Here is a 16,522-nt window from a genome sequence, read left to right on the forward strand (position 1 = left end):
TCATGAGCAGCATCGAAATCCGCCACATCGTCTTCGACATCGGCAGGGTGCTGATCCACTACGACCCGAACCTGCCCTTCAGCCGCATCATTCCCGACGAAGCGGAGCGGCAATGGTTCTTCGCCAATGTCTGCACCCACGACTGGAATATCGAGCAGGACCGTGGCCGCTCCTGGGAAGAAGCCGAGGCTCTGCTGATCAAGGATCATCCTGAACGGGAAGAGCATATCCGCGCCTTCCGCAAACATTGGCATGAGATGGTGCCGCACGCCTATGTCGAAACGGTTTCTTTGATGGAAAACCTGATTGCCGAGGGCCGCGACGTGACGATGCTGACCAACTTCGCTTCCGATACGTTCCGCGAGGCGCAGCAGCTCTATCCGTTCCTGACCCTGCCGCGCGGCGTCACCGTGTCGGGCGATGTCGGCCTGATCAAGCCGGATGTCGCGATCTACGAGACCCACGCCCGCACATTCGACCTCGATCCACCGGCAACACTGTTCATCGATGACAGCATGCCCAATGTCGAGGGCGCACGCCTGGCCGGCTGGCACGCGGTGCATTTCACCGACCCGGAAAAGCTGAAGGCCGATCTCGCCGCCTATGGCATCCAGCGTTGATCGGGTGCCGCAATGCCCGGCGATCCCTCAGCGCTGACCGCGCGCTACCATGCCGCGATCAACGCGCTCGACTTCCCGGCGATAACCGACGCCTTCTCCGAGGATGCACGCTATATCTCAAATGGCGTCGGCGTACTTGCCGGACGGGCCGCAATCGTCTCCGCCTTTCGCGACTATTTTCTGATTTATCCGGACCAGGTGGCCGAAGACAGCTTGATCGAAACGCTTTCGCCGTCTTCGGCGCGAGCCAAGTGGCACCTGGTGGCAACGAATGCAAAGACCGGCCAGCGGCTCAAACGATCGGGTGTCGAATTTCTTCATTTCGACGCGGAAGGACGGATCGTCGCGATCGAGGTTTTTGACGACGATTGACAATTCCGGAAATACAAACGCCCGGAAGCCTTGCGGGTTCCGGGCGTTTAAAGCTCTCCTTCCGGGACTGAAGGCACAAAAACCGGGCAGAGCGCTTTTCGAAGGACCTGGCGGAACTGGTTGATCAGTTCAGTTTTGCCAGGTCATTTCGAATGACGGTTCTGAGTTCGTCGATGGGCTTCAGGGTGTTCCCTTCTTCGAAGTGCCAGAATGTCCATCCGTTGCAGGCATCGAGACCCTGGACCTTGGCGCCCAGGCGATGAATGGAGCCGGCCTCGCCACCGCAGGCAAGCGTGCCGTCGGCGCGCACGATCGCGCTGTGACGTCGCCTGGCGTCGGTCAAGACGGTGCCGGGCTTGATCAATCCGCTTTCGATCAGTGCATTGAATGCCACACGCGGTTCGGCCTTCTTGCCGGTCATGACCGACAGCATGGCCTTGCCGAGCGGCTCGACGGCGTCAATGCGCGCCGATGCCGCGTCGATATAATCCTGTTCGCGCTCGATGCCGACGAAGTGACGGCCGAGGCGCTTGGCAACGGCGCCGGTGGTGCCGGAGCCGAAGAAGGGGTCGAGGATGACGTCGCCTGGCTTCGTCGATGCCATCATGATTCGGGCAAGCAGCGCTTCCGGCTTCTGCGTCGGGTGCACCTTCTTGCCGTCGTCGCCCTTCAGGCGCTCGTGACCCGAGCAGATCGGGAACAGCCAATCGGAGCGCATCTGCACGTCGTCATTGGCCGCCTTCATCGCATCGTAGTTGAAGGTGTAACCCTTGGCGTTGGCGTTCGGCGTCGCCCAGATCAGCGTTTCATGGGCGTTCTGGAACCGGCGGCCCTTGAAGTTCGGCATCGGGTTGGTCTTGCGCCAGATGATGTCGTTGAGGATCCAGAAATGCAGGTCCTGCAGGATCGCGCCGACGCGGAAGATGTTGTGGTAGGAGCCGATGACCCAGAGCGTTCCGGTCGGCTTCAGCACGCGGCGGCAGGCCAGCAGCCAGGCGCGAGTGAAGGCGTCATAGGCTTCGAAGGAAGCGAACTGGTCCCACTCGTCATCGACGGCGTCGACAACCGACTGGTCGGGGCGGGTCAGCATGCCGCCAAGCTGCAGGTTGTAGGGCGGATCGGCGAAAACGACATCGACCGAATTGTCGGGAAGCGCATTGAGCGCTGCGACGCAGTCACCCTTGATGATGGAATCGAGCCAGCCCAGCGGACGGGCGGAACGGGAGACTTCGGCAAGCGAAACAACTGAAGACATGGACAACTCGCAAATACGCTTACTCGGGGCGGACTATGGAGCTTATGGTTACCGAAGATGGTTACCAAAGCCTGAAGGCCATCAGGAAAATTTCGTATTAACGATGCAGCGCCAATCGGTTCGCCTGCCGATGGCCGTCAAGCCTCGTGAAAAGCGCGGCTGTCGACCGGCGCCTGATGCCGCTCGTTCAAGCCATAGTCGCGCACGACCGACGCGATGCGCAGCCGGTAGTCGGCAAAGACGCCGTGGCGACCGGCATCCTGGGCGGCGCGGTGCTCGGCGCCGTTGCGCCACTCCTTAACGGCAGCCTCATCGCGCCAGAACGACAGTGACAGGACCTTGTTCGGATCGGCGAGGCTTTGAAAACGCTCGATCGAAATGAACCCGTCGATGCCGTCGAGCAGCGGACGCAGGTCGGCGGCAATACCCAAATAGGTGTCGCGGCGGCCTTCGGCCGGCAGCACTTCGAAAATAACGGCGATCATGAGCTCATTCCCTTCCAGCCGGCGACGAAACGTTTTTCAGGAAGATGCGGTCCTCCTTCAGGATAAACCGTTCCCTGCGCGCGAACGCATAGTTTTCCTTGCCCAAGGGGTCGGCGGCAAGCCGGGCACGATACGCCTCGTAGGCGGCAAGGCTGTCGATATTGTAGACGCCGTAGGCCGTCGTCGCCGAACCTTCGTGCGGCCCGAAGTAACCGATGAGATCGGCGCCACAGCGCGGGATCGCCTCGCCCCAGTTGCGGGAATAGGCGGCGAACTCCTCCTTCTTGAAGGGGTCGATTTCATAGCGGATGAAGCAGGTGATCATCTTCGGCTCCTCGTTTGTGTCTTTCGATGAACCCACTATGCCCGCTTGCCGGTCTTCAATGCTTCGACTACCATCGAAGTATGAAAGAAGGTCCAGACATCGCACTCATCGGTTCGCTGATCGGCGATCCGGCCCGCGCCAACATGCTGACCGCACTGATGGCCGGACGCGCGCTGACGCCGACGGAGCTTGCCACCCATGCCGGCATCACGCTGCAGACGGCGAGTTCGCATCTTTCCAAGCTTGAGGCCGGCGGCCTGCTGACCCAGCGCAAGCAGGGCCGTCACCGCTATTACCAGCTGGCCGAAGACGAGGTCGGCCTGATGCTGGAAAACCTCATGGGGTTTGCCGCCAGCCGCGGCATGAACCGGCATCGACCCGGGCCCAAGGATCCGGCGCTGCGCAAGGCCCGCGTCTGCTACAACCACCTGGCTGGCGACTATGGCGTGCGCATGCTCGACAGCCTGATCGCGGCAAAACAGATCGAGGTTGCGGGCGACGATCTCGCCTTGACCGATGCGGGCCAGATCCGCATCGAGGCACTCGGCATAGACTACGCATCGCTCAAGAAATCCCGCCGGCCGATCTGCCGAACCTGCCTCGACTGGAGCGAGCGCCGCTCGCATCTCGCCGGCTCGCTCGGCGAGGCGCTGCTGACGCTTTTCCTCGACAAGGGCTGGGCAAAACGCGAGAACAACAGCCGCGCCATCCGCTTCACCGATAGCGGCGAGAAGGCCTTTTCAGACCTCTTCCCGCAGTGAACACGGGTCGGGGCCTGCACGCACGAGGACATCCCTAAAACCGCTATGCGCAATGCGGCCGCAGAGGCCGGCAGCTGCGTTCAAACGCCTATCCGACGATGGAAAACGCCTCTCGCGTCTCGCCGGCAGCGGTCTTGACTGGCGTCTTGCCGATCCAGCCAACATGGCGCTCGAGGATTTTTGCCGCCTCGTCGCCTCGCCCTTCCCGCAGGGCAGTCAGGATCGCACGATGGTCGTGGTCAGTGCGGGCTTCCCAGCTGGTCCGCCAGGCTGAAAACAGAAAACGGGCGCTGGCCGCATGCAGGTCGTCGATCGAGGCCAGCAGCCGCGGCATGGCGCAGGGCTCAAGGATCAGCCGGTGGAAAGCGCGATTGGCAGCCTCCCAGGAGCGAACGTCACGCGACGTGTCCGCGGCGACCGTTGCCGCTTCGGCGCGATCGAGGATGGCAGCGGTCAGATGCGGGATCGCATGACGGAGCGCCAGCACCTCGAGAACCGCGCGCATCTCGGCAACCTCGCGCACTTCCTTGAGGTCGAACGCTGCAACGCGGACGCCGCGACGCGGTTCGCTAACGGCGAGCCCCTGGGCCTCCAAGAGCCTGAACGCCTCGCGCACTGGCACATGGCTGGCGCCGAACTCCTCGGCAATGTGATCCTGACGCAAGCGCTCGCCCGGCGTCAGCACACCCGAGATGATCCTCTCGGCCAGTGCCCGGCTGATGCGGCTTGCGATGGTATCGTCCCGTTGCTTGTCCATCCGCTACAGATAGAGGTGCTGGCAGGGCCTGTCGAGCAAGCGGCGACGGCCTTTCGACGATTTCCAAAGGTTGAGATTTCGGCCGCCATCGTATAAACCTTCGGCGTACAAAAGCACGCGCCGCGAAAGAGACCCTCCCCCTGCCTGCGGCGCCTCCTTCTCCCAGGGAACTGACCCAAATGAACGATATCGACCTCATCATTTTCGATTGCGACGGCGTTCTCGTCGATTCGGAGATCATCGCCTCGGAAGTCGAGGCGGCTCTGCTGACCGAAGCCGGCTACCCGATCAGCGTCGAGGAGATGGCCGAACGCTTTGCCGGCATGACCTGGCAGAACACGCTGCTGCAGATCGAAAAGGAAGCGAGCATCCCGCTTTCGGCCTCGCTCATCAGCAAGGTCGACACGATCCTCGACGAGCGCCTTGCGCGCGACCTCAAAATCATCGAGGGCGTCAAGCCGATGCTGGCGCAGCTGACGCTGCCGCACTGCATCTGCTCCAACTCGACCTCGGCGCGGCTTGCCATGATGCTCGGCAAGGTCGGTATCAAGGACCACTTCGGCCGCCATATCTATTCGGCCCGCGACCTTGGAGCGGACCGCGTCAAGCCGAAGCCGGATATCTTCCTGCACGGCGCCAAGCAGATGGGCGTCGCCCCTTCTCGCGTCCTGGTCATCGAGGATTCCGTGCACGGCATCCATGGCGCGCGCGCGGCCGGCATGCGCGTCGTCGGCTTTACCGGCGGCTCGCACACCCATCCCTCGCATGCCGACCAGCTGACCGACGCGGGTGCCGAAACGGTGATTTCGCGCATGTCGGCGCTGCCGGGCGTGATCGCCGCTCTTTCCGAGTGGTCGGAATCGATGACGGCCTGATCCGGGAAAGCCGGGCTCAAGCCGCCTGCAGACCCCTTTCGCCCCGGCCGTTTACCGGGGCGGGAAAAAGCTCTCGGCCACCACGGCGGGCGTCCGATTAGGCGCCGAGGGACACGATGTCACATTGATGTGCCATGGCTGTCCCTCCGAAGATCTCCCCGGTTTTCGCACCGCGCACGAGGGCCATATCAAGCAAGCCCCACAGGGGTATTTCTAGGAGGAAACACTATGCGTCTTTCACTGTTGACGGGCCTGACCCTGGCAGCCAGCGTCGCCTTCGGGCCGCTCGCCTTTGCCGATATCACCGTTGGTGTCATCACGCCGCTCACCGGCCCGGTCGCGGCCTATGGCGAGCAGGTAAAGAACGGCGCGGAAACGGCCGCGGAAGAGATCAACAAGGCTGGAGGCATCAACGGCGAGAAGATCGTGCTGAAGATGCTCGACGATGCCGGCGACCCGAAGCAGGCCGTGTCGGTCGCAAACCAGGCGGCCGGTGAAGGCATCCGCTTCGTCGTCGGCCCGGTATTGTCCGGCACCTCGATGGCGGCTTCCGACGTGCTCGCCGAAAACGGCATCCTTATGGTGACGCCGACGGCAACCACGCCTGATCTGACCACCCGCGGCCTCTGGAACGTGCTGCGCACCTGCGGCCGTGACGACCAGCAGGCCGAGGTCGCTGCAGCCCATGTGGTCAAGAACCTCAAGGACAAGCGCGTCGCCGTCCTGCACGACAAGGCTCCCTATGGCAAGGGCCTCGCCGACGGCTTCAAGAAGGGGATCAACGCCGGCGGCATCACCGAAGTCGTCTACGAAGGCCTTAATCCGGGCGACAAGGACTTCAGCGCCATCGTCACCCGTCTGAAGGCGGAGAAGGTCGATGTCGTCTACTTCGGCGGTTATCATCCGGAAGGCGGTCTGCTGGCACGTCAGATGCGCGACCAGGGCGTGACGGCGCAGATCTTCGGCGGCGACGGCCTGTCAAACACCGAGTTCTGGGCAATCGGCGGCGAAGCTGCGACGGGCACGACCTATACCAACGCCAGCGACGCGACCCGCAACCCGGCGTCGGCTCCGGCCGTCGAGGCGCTGAAGGCGAAGAGCATTCCGGCTGAGGCCTTCACCCTTAACGCCTATGCGGCGGTACAGGTCCTGAAGGCCGGCATCGAGAAGGCCGGCTCCGCCGAGGATGCGACCGCGGTTGCGACCGCTATCAAGTCCGGCGAGCCGATCGACACGGTGCTCGGCAAGCTGACCTACGGCGAAGCCGGCGACCTCACCTCGCAGGCTTTCTCGCTCTACAAGTGGGAAGGCGGCAAGAGCGTCGCTGCCGAGTAGTTTCTTATAGTCACCAAATGAGAACGCCGGGGCTTGCCCCGGCGTTTTTCGTTTCAGGCTGCCGTTGCAGCCGCTTATACCAACCCTGCGCTGATCTTACTTCTTGCGCTTGGCCGGCGGACCTTCGTCGAAGCCGACGAAGACCTTGGCGTTGGACCCTGCGCCGGCCGGCAGCGTGACGTCTGCCTTGGTGAAGACGAACTGCGTCGAGCCGTTTGCCGGGATCTCAACGGCGTGCTGGGTCAGCTCGGAATAGAGCGTCTTTTCTTCGTCCGTTGCGGCGACGCGGATCGGCATGGTGATCTTGCCGGGACCGCCCGCGGGACCGCTGACGACACGGCCCTGAACCACGACGGTGATCGTCAGGGCGGTTTCGCTCTGAACGCATTGCCGCGTCGTGTCGGCCAGCGACGCCTGATAGATGACCTTGGTCGGATCGTCCTTGCCGCCCTTGGCATAGGTGCGGAACGACGAGGTGCCGTCTCTCAAGACCACCTGCGGGCATGCTGCCTGGACGACGGCCGGCGTAGGTGCTGCGGCACTGCCACCCGCATCGATCGCTCCGCCGGATTGCGTCTTGTTACAGCCGGCGAGGACCGCGAGAAAGGATATTGCGAGGACAGGCCGGGATACTTTGCCAAACACGTTGAACAACCTCTGCTGAACCGGTTGAAACTCCTTGACCGAAATCTCGGCCGGAAGGCCTTTCATGGCCTTCGGGCATCGTCTATAGCAGCGGCGAATTGAAAAATCGATTGGGTCAGCCACCTCGATCGGAATTTTCCGAAACGACGCTGAGGCCGGAAATTGCACTGGTGACAAGAATGCGTGGGGACTTTGTCAAGGACTGACGCAATAAGACAGACGCGCCGCGGCCGGTTCGCATAGGGTCGCCGCGATCCGAAGGCAAGACGAAGGACTAGGATGGTGAAGTATATCTCGACGCGCGGCGAGGCCGCTCCTCTCGGCTTCTGCGATGCGCTGCTTGCGGGCCTTGCGCGCGACGGCGGTCTCTACCTTCCCAAGGAATGGCCGACGCTGTCGAAAAAGGAGATCCGGGCGCTACGCGGCAAATCCTATCAGGACATCGCCTTCGCCGTACTCGAGCCCTTCATCCACGGCGAGATCCCCTCGGCAAAGTTTCGCGAGATGATCGACGAGGCCTATGCCACGTTCCGTCACCCGGCCATCGCCCCGCTGGTCCAGACCGGCCCCAATGCCTTCGTCATGGAGTTGTTCCATGGCTCGACGCTCGCCTTCAAGGACGTGGCGATGCAGTTGCTGGCCCGGCTGATGGACTATGTGCTCGCCGAGCGCGACGAACGGGCAACCATCGTCGGCGCGACCTCGGGCGATACCGGTGGCGCTGCCATCGACGCCTTTGCCGGGCGCGAGCGCACCGACATCTTCATCCTCTTCCCGTATGGCAAGGTCTCTGCCGTGCAGCAGCGCCAGATGACGACGCCGAAGGCCGGCAACGTTCACGCCATCGCCGTCAAGGGCAATTTCGACGATTGCCAGAACCTCGTCAAAGGCATGTTCAACGACGCGGCCTTCCGCGATCGCGTCAAGCTGTCGGGTGTCAACTCGATCAACTGGGCGCGGATCATGGCCCAGATCGTCTACTATTTCACGACCGCGATCGCGCTCGGTGGGCCGGACCGGAAGATTTCCTTCACCGTGCCGACCGGCAATTTCGGCGATATCTTCGCCGGCTACGTCGCCAAGCGCATGGGCCTGCCGATCGACAAGCTGATCGTCGCCACCAACGAAAATGACATTCTCGCCCGCACGCTGAAGACCGGCCGCTACGAAATGCGCGAGGTCAAGGCGACCACTTCGCCGTCGATGGATATCCAAATCTCGTCCAACTTCGAACGGCTGCTGTTCGAAGCCAACGATCGCGACCCGGCCGAAGTGCGCTCCGCCATGGACAGCCTCAAGCAGTCCGGCTCTTTTGCCATCCGCGAAAAGGCGCTGAAGGCGATCCGCAAGGAGTTCCGTGCCGGGCGCGCTTCGGAGAAAGATGTCGCCAAGACCATTGCCAAAACCCTGGAAGAGACCGGCTATCTGCTCGATCCGCACAGCGCCATCGGCGTCTTCGTGGCGGCCAAGCACGAGAAGCCTTCCGCCCCGATGGTCACGCTTGCAACCGCCCATCCCGCAAAATTCCCCGGCGCCGTAAAATCGGCAAGTGGTATTGACCCGGCGCTTCCGACGTGGCTTGCTGACTTGATGAACAGGGAGGAGCGTTTCGATATCCTGGATGCGGACCTGAAGAGCGTCGAGACCTTTATCGGCGACCGTGCCCGTGTCCGGGGGTAAGAACGAGAAGAAACGTATGATGAAAGTTGAGTGCACCCGGCTCCCTTCCGGGTTGACGGTGGTAACCGAGCAGATGCCGCATCTCGAAAGCGTGGCGCTCGGCGTGTGGATCAAATCCGGTTCACGCAACGAAACCGTGGGCGAACATGGCATCGCCCATCTGCTTGAGCACATGGCTTTCAAAGGCACCGGACGGCGCACCGCCCGCCAGATCGCCGAGGAAATCGAGAATGTCGGCGGCGAAGTCAACGCCGCGACCTCGACCGAAACGACATCCTACTACGCACGCGTCCTCAAGGATCATGTGCCGCTGGCCGTCGACATCCTTGCCGACATTCTGACAGAGTCGAGTTTCGACGAGGAGGAACTGCGCCGCGAAAAGCAGGTGATCCTGCAGGAGATCGGCGCCGCCGACGACACGCCTGACGACGTCGTCTTCGACCGCTTCGCCGAAACCGCCTACCGCAACCAGACGGTTGGACGCCCGATCCTCGGCACGCCAGAGACGGTGATGTCGTTCTCCGCCGACCAGATCCGCCAGTATCTCGGCCGCAACTACACCACCGACCGGATGTTCGTCGTCGCCGCCGGCGCCGTCGAGCACGAAGCTTTCGTGCGCCAGGTCGAGGAACGCTTCTCGACACTGCCACGCACTCCGCTTGCAACGCCGGTTCTCGAAACCGCGATCTACACTGGCGGCGAAAGCCGCGAAACGCGCGACCTGATGGATGCACAGATCCTGCTCGGGTTCGAAGGCAAGGCCTATCACGCCCGCGACTTCTACTGTTCGCAGATCCTCGCCAACATTCTCGGTGGAGGCATGTCTTCGCGCCTCTTCCAGGAAGTGCGCGAGCACCGCGGCCTCTGCTACTCGGTCTATGCCTTCCATTGGGGCTTCTCCGACACCGGCATCTTCGGCGTGCATGCGGCCACCGGCGGTGAAAACCTGCCGGAGCTGATGCCCGTCATCGTCGACGAACTGCGCAAGTCGTCGATGAACATCGAACAGCAGGAAATCGAGCGTGCCCGCGCCCAGATCCGCGCCCAGCTGCTGATGGGCCAGGAAAGCCCGGCCGCACGTGCAGGCCAGATCGCCCGCCAGATGATGCTCTACGGTCGCCCGATCCCGAACGAGGAGCTGATGGAGCGCCTGTCGGGCATCACCATCGAGCGCCTGACCGATCTGGCAGGTCGCCTGTTCTTCGACACCAGTCCGACGCTGTCGGCGATCGGACCGCTGGAACAGCTGGCGCCGATGAACGACATCCTGTCGTCGCTCACCGGAAAAACCGTCGTCGCACACGCCGTCGCAAGCTGATCCGGAACACCTGATTTCGGCCGGGCCCGTCATGGCGCCCGGTCGGCGAAGTGTTTGCGGCTTTTCGTAAAATCGGATTCGATTTGTGCGCAAAGTTGTGCAACGCTTGGACTTGCGATGGCGCAAAGGGCGCTGTCCGCCGGGCGGTTAAGGATCTTCCGCGCGTTCAACTGGAAGGCCTCGGAGGCACATATGACACGATCGGTTTTTCGGTTCCTGTCGCGGCAGCCCGAGACGATCGAGATCGCCAATCAGGATTACCTGCTCCGCCTTCCCCGCTACGCCGATTATCGTCAATGGTACGAGCTTCGAAGCGAGAGCCGCAGCTTTCTGGAGCCGTGGGAACCGACCTGGCGCGCCGACGAAATGACGGAGAGCGCCTTTCGCGGCCGCGTCATCCGCAACGAGCAGGAATTCGCGTCCGGCCAGGCCGTGCCGCTTTTTCTTTTCCACAAGCCTGCAGAGACCCTGCTCGGAGGGCTCACCATCGGCCATATCCGCCGTGGAGCCGGGCAAAACTGCATGATCGGCTACTGGATGGGCGAGCGCCATGCCGGCCACGGCCACATGTTCGCCGCCCTCAAGCTCGCGATTCCCTACATCTTTTCGAGCCTTGAGTTGCACCGTATTGAAGCAGCCTGTATTCCGGAGAACTCAAGAAGCATCCGGCTCCTTGAAAAGGCCGGTTTTGAGCGTGAAGGCTACTTAAGACAGTACTTGAGGATAAACGGGCAATGGCGTGACCATGTGCTGTTCTCTCTCCTGTCCGATGATGCCGTACCGAACAGGAAATTGCCCCTTTGATGCCTCTAACCCGCTCGCCCTTCGCATGGTCAGCCTCGAAGCTGGCAGCGTTTCTGATCGCTCTCACAACGCTTTTCTGCGCGTTTGGCGGCATTGCCCATGCTCTTGAGCCGGTCAAGATTTCGCGCGAAGACACCGCACTCGACCTGACCGCGACGACCGAGATCTACAGCGGCCGCAGCGAGGCCTTCCAGGTATCGACAGCGCCGGGTGCCGACGGCATCGTCCGTCGTATCGAGGTGCGCTCCAGCACCGAGAACCATCAGGGCGACTGGGCGGTTTTCGCGCTTGCCAACGTCTCCGGCGAGCAGCTCGATCGGGTGATCGTCGCGCCGCATTTCCGCCTGGTGAATTCCAAGCTCTTCTGGCCCGACCTCGGGTCGCAGCGCATGCTGTCGATCACACCGAGCGAGGGTTTCGCGCTCGAACGGCTGCCAAGCGACGATTCGGACGTCTTCCAGATCACGCTCAACCCGGGCGCCGTCATCACCTTTGTCGCCGAGCTGGCGACCCCGGAGCTGCCGCAGATCTACCTCTGGCAGCCGGACGCCTACAAGGACACAGTCAACGCCTTCACGCTCTATCGCGGCATCGTGCTCGGCATCGCCGGCCTCCTCGCCGTGTTCCTGACGATCCTGTTCGTGGTCAAGGGAACGTCGATGCTGCCGGCGACGGCGGCGCTCGCCTGGGCGGTGCTGGCCTATATCTGCGTCGATTTCGGCTTTCTGTCCAAGCTCATCAGCGTCACGGCCGGCGACGAGCGAATATGGCGAGCGGGCACCGAGGTCTTCCTGGCGGCGGGTCTCGTGATCTTCCTGTTCACCTATCTCAACCTCAATCGCTGGCACCAGCACCTGGGTTACGCAACGCTCGCCTGGATCCTCGGCCTCGGCCTGCTCTTCGGCGTTGCGGTCTATGATCCGGCAATCGCATCGGGTATCGCCCGCCTCTCCTTCGCGCTCACGGCAACGGTCGGCATCGTGCTGATCGCCTATCTCGGCTTCAACCGCTACGACCGCGCCATCCTGCTGGTCCCTGCTTGGCTGCTCATTCTGGTCTGGCTGTTCGGCGCCTGGCTGACCGTCACTGGCCAGCTGGCCAACGACATCGTCCAGCCGGCGCTCGGCGGTGGTCTCGTGCTGATCGTGCTGCTGATCGGTTTCACCGTCATGCAGCACGCCTTTGCCGGCGGCGCCTACCAGCAGGGCCTGTTTTCCGATCTGGAGCGCCAGTCGCTGGCGCTGACGGGCTCCGGCGATACGGTCTGGGACTGGGACGTGGCGCGTGACCGCGTCGTCACCATTCCCGACATCTCGCTGCAGCTCGGCCTGTCGATGGGCTCGATGCACGGCCCCTTGCGCAACTGGCTGCCGCGCCTGCACCCGGATGACCGCGATCGCTTTCGCGCTACCCTCGATGTCCTGCTCGAACACCGCCGCGGCAAGCTCAACCACGAGTTCCGCGTGCGTGCGGAGGATGGCCATTATCACTGGCTGTCTATCCGCGCGCGCCCGGTGCTTGGCGCCAATGGCGAGATCATCCGCTGCGTCGGCACGATCATCGACATCACCGAGCAGCGCAATTCGGTCGAGCGGTTGCTGCACAATGCGCTGCACGACAATCTGACCGGCCTTCCCAACCGACAGGTCTTCCTCGACCGCCTGCAGGCCATTCTGCTGATGGCCGACAGCTCAACGACGGCACGCCCGACCGTGCTTGCGATCGACATCGACCGCTACAAGCAGGTCAACGACCTGCTCGGCATTGCTGCCGGCGACAACATCCTGATCGCACTGACGCGCCGGCTGCGCCGGCTGCTGCGTCCGCAGGATACGCTGGCACGCCTCGGCGGCGACCAATTCGGGTTAATCCTGATGTCGGAACGCGACCCGGCCAAGGTTGCCGATTTCGCCGACGCGGTCAGCAAGGCGATCATGGTTCCGCTCAACTACGGTAACCGCGAGATCAACCTCACCGCATCCATCGGCCTCGTTTCCTGGCTCGAGCAGGAACAGAGCGCTGCCGGCCTGATCGACGATGCGGAGCTGGCGATGTTCCGCGCCAAGAAGGAAGGCGGCAATCGCGTCGAGCCCTTCCGGCCGGCGTTTAGAACCTCCGGTTCGGATCGCATGCAGCTCGAAGCCGATCTCAAGCGCGCCATCGAGCGCAAGGAACTGTCGCTGGTCTATCAGCCGATCGTCCGGCTCAGCGACGCCGAGATTGCCGGGTTCGAAGCGCTGATGCGCTGGGACCACCCCAAGCGCGGCAACGTCTCGCCGACCGAGTTCATCCCGATCGCCGAGAATTCCGAGCTGATCAATCAGCTCGGCATGTTCGCCTTCGACAAGGCGACCAGCGACCTCACGGAGTGGCAGATCCAGACCGGCGACCTGCCGATCTTCGTGTCGATCAATCTCTCCAGCGCACAGCTTCTCAACAACGAGCTGTATGACGACGTTCGGGCGGTTCTCAACAAGAACCGTTGCGATCCGGCCAAGGTGAAGATGGAGCTGACGGAATCTCTCGTAATGGAGAACCCGGAGCAGGCCCGGCTCGTTCTCGAGAAACTGAAGGAAGCCGGGCTGAAGCTGGCGCTCGACGACTTCGGCACGGGCCACTCGTCGCTCTCTTATCTCACCCGCTTCCCCTTCGATACGATCAAGATCGACAAGGCGCTGGTGCGCGACCCGAGCGACAAACGCGGCATCCTGCTGCGCTCGGTGATCACCATGGCGCGCGAACTCGACATGCAGGTCGTGGCCGAAGGGATTGAATCCGAGGAAGACGCGATCCAGCTTTCGCAGATGGGCTGCGATTACGGCCAGAGCTTCCTGTTCGGCCCGCCGATCGGCTCGGAGTCGATCCTGCGGCTGTTGAAAGAGCGATTTCCGCTGATGAAACGGGCTTAACCAAGCGGAACAGGCCAATGCAACGCGGCGAGCACAGCCGCGGTCTCATACCGTAGAACTCAGTGAGCCTCGGTGTCTTGAGGTGGATTGCCCGGGTTTTCGGCGTCCGCGATCAGGCGTGGCCGGCGTCGATCGACAGCATCGCCGGGCTAACGCCCATCAAAGCAAGGGCGCGGTCGTATTTGTCGCCGAGGGCCTTGTCGAAGATCAGTTCCTCGTGCGCCGGGCAGGTCAGCCAGCCGTTCTGCGTGATTTCCGCCTCGAGCTGGCCGGGACCCCAGCCCGCATAACCCAGCATCATCGTCGCCCGATGCGGCCCCTCCCCGCGCGAGATCGCGCGGACGATGTCGAGCGTGGCGGTCAGGCAAATGTCATCGCTGACCGGAATGCTGGAATCGCTCAAATAGTCGTCGGAATGCAGCACGAAACCACGCCCGGTCTCGACCGGTCCGCCAGTCTGAATCTGGAAGTCGCGCGTCATCGCCGGCAGACGGATCGCTTCGTCCTCGTCGAGAATCTCAAGGTGCATCAGAACGTCGGCGAAGGTGAGTTGCTGCGGCCGATTGAGGATGAACCCCATGGCGCCGTCATCCGAATGGGCGCAGATGAAGATGACGGTGCGGGCAAAATTCGTGTCAAACATCCCAGGCATGGCGATCAGGAACTGACCGTCAAGGAAACCGCGTTCCCGTTTCTTCTGTGCCATGGTTATTGCCATAATGCAGACAGCCTACCAATTCGCCGCGAAATGAAAAGCGCTTCAACGTCGCGACTGCCAAATAATGCACGTACCGCGTTTGCCGTGCCCTGCCTGATCAAACATTTATGATCTCCGCGCCCAATGGGGCGTCTGGAGCGCTGCCGGCAAAAGCGATATTGCTTTAGTCATGATCCAACGCCCCACATATAAGAACATGGCCCAGCGCATCGGCACGGCAAGCCTTCTCGTCGCATTTTTTCTGCCTACCGGCGCTCAAGCCGCGACCAGCGAATGGATGACGTCGGCCGGCGGCATGATCCGACTTGTCGCTGCTCCGCCGCAGCAGGACGGCACAATCCCCGCAACGCTCGAGGTTAAGCTGAACCCCGGCTGGAAGACCTATTGGCGCGAGCCCGGCGCCAGCGGCATTCCCCCGCAGATCACGCTCGATCCGGCCGCGGGCGTCGTTCTTGAGAAGATCGGCTTTCCCGTTCCCAAGACCTTCGACGACGGTGTCGTACGCTATGTCGGCTACGACAAGTCGGTTGCCTTCCCGCTCACCCTGAAACGCCTGCACGGTGAGGGAGACGTGAAAATCCGCGCCTCGGTGTTTCTCGGGATCTGCGAGGACATCTGCATTCCGGTGCAGGGCGAATTGGACCTGACGCTCAAGCACGGCGACTTCGACAACCCGCTCGATGCCGCCCGCATCGATGACGCAGTCGCTGCCCTGCCGGAACCTCCCTCCGAAGATTTCAAGGTGACGACAGCCACCTATGACGAGCAGAAGGCAGCGGTGCACCTCTCGTTGCGGCTGCCGCCGGATACCGGCAAGGATCACCGCGAACTGTTCCTTGCCGGCGCCTCCGGCCTCTCCTTCGGCAAGCCGGTGATCACCAAGACGGACGGCGCGGAGCTCCAGGCGGAGATCCCCGTTCGGCTCTCCGGCAAGGACAAGAGCCTGAAGGGAAAGCCGGTCATCGTCACCGTGCGTGCGGACGGGCGCAGCATGGAAACGACCCTTGCCTTTGATTGATGCGTCTCTATAGTCCAGCCGGTTTCAGGCGATGGCGTCCAAGGACGCCAGCAGGAGACGCCCGGACGCAAGACAACTCAAGCCGCGACAACGCCCTGCCGGAACGCCGGTCTGGCCACGCGCGCAACGCAAGGAGAATGCCGTGACCATTGCCGTCGGAGACAAGCTGCCTGCCGCAACCTTCAAGGAAAAGACCGCCGATGGTCCGGTGGAAGTGACGACCGAACAGCTTTTCAAGGGCAAGCGTGTTGTGCTCTTCGCCGTTCCCGGCGCGTTCACGCCAACCTGCTCGCTCAACCATCTTCCCGGCTATCTCGAAAACCGTGACGCGATCCTGTCGCGTGGCATCGATGATATTGCCGTGGTTGCCGTCAACGACCTGCATGTCATGGGCGCGTGGGCGACGTCGTCAGGCGGCATGGGCAAGATCCATTTCCTCTCGGACTGGAATGCCGCCTTCACCAAGGCGCTTGGCATGGATATCGATCTTTCCGCCGGCACGCTCGGCATCCGCTCGAAGCGCTATTCCATGCTCGTCGAAGACGGCGTGGTGAAGACACTCAACCTCGAGGAAAGCCCGGGTCAGGCAACCGTATCGGGCGCCGCCGCGATGCTGGAACAGCTCTGAGCACTGACATCAATCAA

The 16,522-nt window shown here is 62.4% G+C and carries 17 protein-coding genes; 11 read left to right on the top strand and 6 right to left on the bottom strand.

Annotated features, from left to right (window positions below; genetic code table 11):
• Positions 1-2: 2 nt before the first annotated feature.
• The gene (locus BC360_RS12435; protein ID WP_065782392.1) at positions 3-620 is read left to right on the top strand and encodes an HAD family hydrolase; all 618 of its coding nucleotides are present in this window, start codon (positions 3-5) and stop codon (positions 618-620) included.
• A gap of 12 nt (positions 621-632) precedes the next feature.
• The gene (locus BC360_RS12440; RefSeq protein WP_065782394.1) at positions 633-992 is read left to right on the top strand and encodes a nuclear transport factor 2 family protein; all 360 of its coding nucleotides are present in this window, start codon (positions 633-635) and stop codon (positions 990-992) included.
• 124 nt (positions 993-1,116) lie between these two features.
• Here BC360_RS12440 and BC360_RS12445 read toward each other — a convergent pair whose 3' ends face one another.
• The 3 genes from BC360_RS12445 to BC360_RS12455 all read right to left on the bottom strand — a co-directional run bounded on the left by BC360_RS12445 (position 1,117) and on the right by BC360_RS12455 (position 3,057).
• Entirely contained in the window at positions 1,117-2,247 is a 1,131-nt protein-coding gene (locus tag BC360_RS12445; protein WP_065782396.1) for a site-specific DNA-methyltransferase, read from the bottom strand.
• A gap of 137 nt (positions 2,248-2,384) precedes the next feature.
• Positions 2,385-2,732 (bottom strand): antibiotic biosynthesis monooxygenase family protein, encoded by a 348-nt coding sequence (locus BC360_RS12450; protein ID WP_065782398.1) that lies wholly within the window; start codon positions 2,730-2,732, stop codon positions 2,385-2,387.
• Positions 2,733-2,736: 4 nt separating this feature from the next.
• Entirely contained in the window at positions 2,737-3,057 is a 321-nt protein-coding gene (locus tag BC360_RS12455) for an NIPSNAP family protein (protein WP_065795586.1), read from the bottom strand.
• An 80-nt stretch (positions 3,058-3,137) separates the two neighbouring features.
• Between BC360_RS12455 and BC360_RS12460 the strand changes: the two genes are divergently transcribed.
• Positions 3,138-3,818, top strand: a complete 681-nt coding sequence (locus BC360_RS12460; RefSeq protein WP_065795390.1) for an ArsR/SmtB family transcription factor — start codon at positions 3,138-3,140, stop codon at positions 3,816-3,818.
• An 88-nt stretch (positions 3,819-3,906) separates the two neighbouring features.
• Here the strand turns inward: BC360_RS12460 and BC360_RS12465 are convergent, their stop codons facing one another.
• On the bottom strand, positions 3,907-4,575 hold the full coding sequence (locus BC360_RS12465) for a GntR family transcriptional regulator (protein ID WP_065782401.1): 669 nt from the start codon (positions 4,573-4,575) through the stop codon (positions 3,907-3,909).
• A gap of 179 nt (positions 4,576-4,754) precedes the next feature.
• Between BC360_RS12465 and BC360_RS12470 the strand changes: the two genes are divergently transcribed.
• Both BC360_RS12470 and BC360_RS12475 read left to right on the top strand, forming a co-directional pair.
• Positions 4,755-5,450: an HAD family hydrolase gene (locus tag BC360_RS12470; RefSeq protein ID WP_065782403.1), complete on the top strand. Its 696-nt coding sequence runs from the start codon at positions 4,755-4,757 to the stop codon at positions 5,448-5,450.
• Between the two features lie 228 nt (positions 5,451-5,678).
• Positions 5,679-6,785: an ABC transporter substrate-binding protein gene (locus tag BC360_RS12475; RefSeq protein WP_065782406.1), complete on the top strand. Its 1,107-nt coding sequence runs from the start codon at positions 5,679-5,681 to the stop codon at positions 6,783-6,785.
• Positions 6,786-6,881: 96 nt separating this feature from the next.
• On the opposite strand, the gene BC360_RS12480 is transcribed toward BC360_RS12475, so the two are convergent.
• The gene (locus tag BC360_RS12480) at positions 6,882-7,430 is read right to left on the bottom strand and encodes a hypothetical protein (protein ID WP_065783026.1); all 549 of its coding nucleotides are present in this window, start codon (positions 7,428-7,430) and stop codon (positions 6,882-6,884) included.
• 279 nt (positions 7,431-7,709) lie between these two features.
• Between BC360_RS12480 and thrC the strand changes: the two genes are divergently transcribed.
• From thrC to BC360_RS12500, 4 genes are all read left to right on the top strand, one after another.
• Positions 7,710-9,110 carry a threonine synthase gene (thrC, locus tag BC360_RS12485; RefSeq protein WP_065795391.1) on the top strand — a complete coding sequence of 467 codons (1,401 nt, stop codon included), beginning with the start codon at positions 7,710-7,712 and terminating at the stop codon, positions 9,108-9,110.
• A gap of 16 nt (positions 9,111-9,126) precedes the next feature.
• On the top strand, positions 9,127-10,428 hold the full coding sequence (locus BC360_RS12490; protein ID WP_139110006.1) for a M16 family metallopeptidase: 1,302 nt from the start codon (positions 9,127-9,129) through the stop codon (positions 10,426-10,428).
• Between the two features lie 192 nt (positions 10,429-10,620).
• Positions 10,621-11,232, top strand: a complete 612-nt coding sequence (locus BC360_RS12495; RefSeq protein WP_065782648.1) for a GNAT family N-acetyltransferase — start codon at positions 10,621-10,623, stop codon at positions 11,230-11,232.
• Complete coding sequence (locus tag BC360_RS12500) at positions 11,232-14,141, top strand: EAL domain-containing protein (protein ID WP_065795392.1); 2,910 nt, start codon at positions 11,232-11,234, stop codon at positions 14,139-14,141. Before BC360_RS12495 ends, BC360_RS12500 begins: the two co-directional genes overlap by 1 nt.
• 112 nt (positions 14,142-14,253) lie before the next feature.
• Here BC360_RS12500 and BC360_RS12505 read toward each other — a convergent pair whose 3' ends face one another.
• Positions 14,254-14,847 (bottom strand): YqgE/AlgH family protein, encoded by a 594-nt coding sequence (locus BC360_RS12505; RefSeq protein ID WP_413813739.1) that lies wholly within the window; start codon positions 14,845-14,847, stop codon positions 14,254-14,256.
• Positions 14,848-15,055: 208 nt separating this feature from the next.
• Here BC360_RS12505 and BC360_RS12510 point away from each other — a divergent pair, with 208 nt between their 5' ends.
• Positions 15,056-15,877: a protein-disulfide reductase DsbD domain-containing protein gene (locus tag BC360_RS12510; protein WP_065795588.1), complete on the top strand. Its 822-nt coding sequence runs from the start codon at positions 15,056-15,058 to the stop codon at positions 15,875-15,877.
• A 142-nt stretch (positions 15,878-16,019) separates the two neighbouring features.
• A complete protein-coding gene (locus tag BC360_RS12515) occupies positions 16,020-16,505 on the top strand; it encodes a peroxiredoxin (RefSeq protein WP_053250780.1) in 486 nt (161 codons plus the stop codon).
• Positions 16,506-16,522 lie beyond the last annotated feature (17 nt).

This window comes from Ensifer sp. LC163, assembly GCF_001695855.1.
Taxonomy (GTDB): domain Bacteria; phylum Pseudomonadota; class Alphaproteobacteria; order Rhizobiales; family Rhizobiaceae; genus Ensifer.

Excerpts from the sequence above, each read along its gene's own strand:
- BC360_RS12435 (WP_065782392.1), top strand. The coding sequence starts at position 3 with ATGAGCAGCATCGAAATCCGCCACATCGTCTTCGACATCGGCAGGGTG.
- BC360_RS12440 (WP_065782394.1), top strand. The coding sequence starts at position 633 with ATGCCCGGCGATCCCTCAGCGCTGACCGCGCGCTACCATGCCGCGATC.
- BC360_RS12445 (WP_065782396.1), bottom strand. The coding sequence starts at position 2,247 with ATGTCTTCAGTTGTTTCGCTTGCCGAAGTCTCCCGTTCCGCCCGTCCG.
- BC360_RS12450 (WP_065782398.1), bottom strand. The coding sequence starts at position 2,732 with ATGATCGCCGTTATTTTCGAAGTGCTGCCGGCCGAAGGCCGCCGCGAC.
- BC360_RS12455 (WP_065795586.1), bottom strand. The coding sequence starts at position 3,057 with ATGATCACCTGCTTCATCCGCTATGAAATCGACCCCTTCAAGAAGGAG.
- BC360_RS12460 (WP_065795390.1), top strand. The coding sequence starts at position 3,138 with ATGAAAGAAGGTCCAGACATCGCACTCATCGGTTCGCTGATCGGCGAT.
- BC360_RS12465 (WP_065782401.1), bottom strand. The coding sequence starts at position 4,575 with ATGGACAAGCAACGGGACGATACCATCGCAAGCCGCATCAGCCGGGCA.
- BC360_RS12470 (WP_065782403.1), top strand. The coding sequence starts at position 4,755 with ATGAACGATATCGACCTCATCATTTTCGATTGCGACGGCGTTCTCGTC.
- BC360_RS12475 (WP_065782406.1), top strand. The coding sequence starts at position 5,679 with ATGCGTCTTTCACTGTTGACGGGCCTGACCCTGGCAGCCAGCGTCGCC.
- thrC (WP_065795391.1), top strand. The coding sequence starts at position 7,710 with ATGGTGAAGTATATCTCGACGCGCGGCGAGGCCGCTCCTCTCGGCTTC.
- BC360_RS12490 (WP_139110006.1), top strand. The coding sequence starts at position 9,127 with ATGATGAAAGTTGAGTGCACCCGGCTCCCTTCCGGGTTGACGGTGGTA.
- BC360_RS12495 (WP_065782648.1), top strand. The coding sequence starts at position 10,621 with ATGACACGATCGGTTTTTCGGTTCCTGTCGCGGCAGCCCGAGACGATC.
- BC360_RS12500 (WP_065795392.1), top strand. The coding sequence starts at position 11,232 with ATGCCTCTAACCCGCTCGCCCTTCGCATGGTCAGCCTCGAAGCTGGCA.
- BC360_RS12505 (WP_413813739.1), bottom strand. The coding sequence starts at position 14,847 with ATGGCACAGAAGAAACGGGAACGCGGTTTCCTTGACGGTCAGTTCCTG.
- BC360_RS12510 (WP_065795588.1), top strand. The coding sequence starts at position 15,056 with ATGGCCCAGCGCATCGGCACGGCAAGCCTTCTCGTCGCATTTTTTCTG.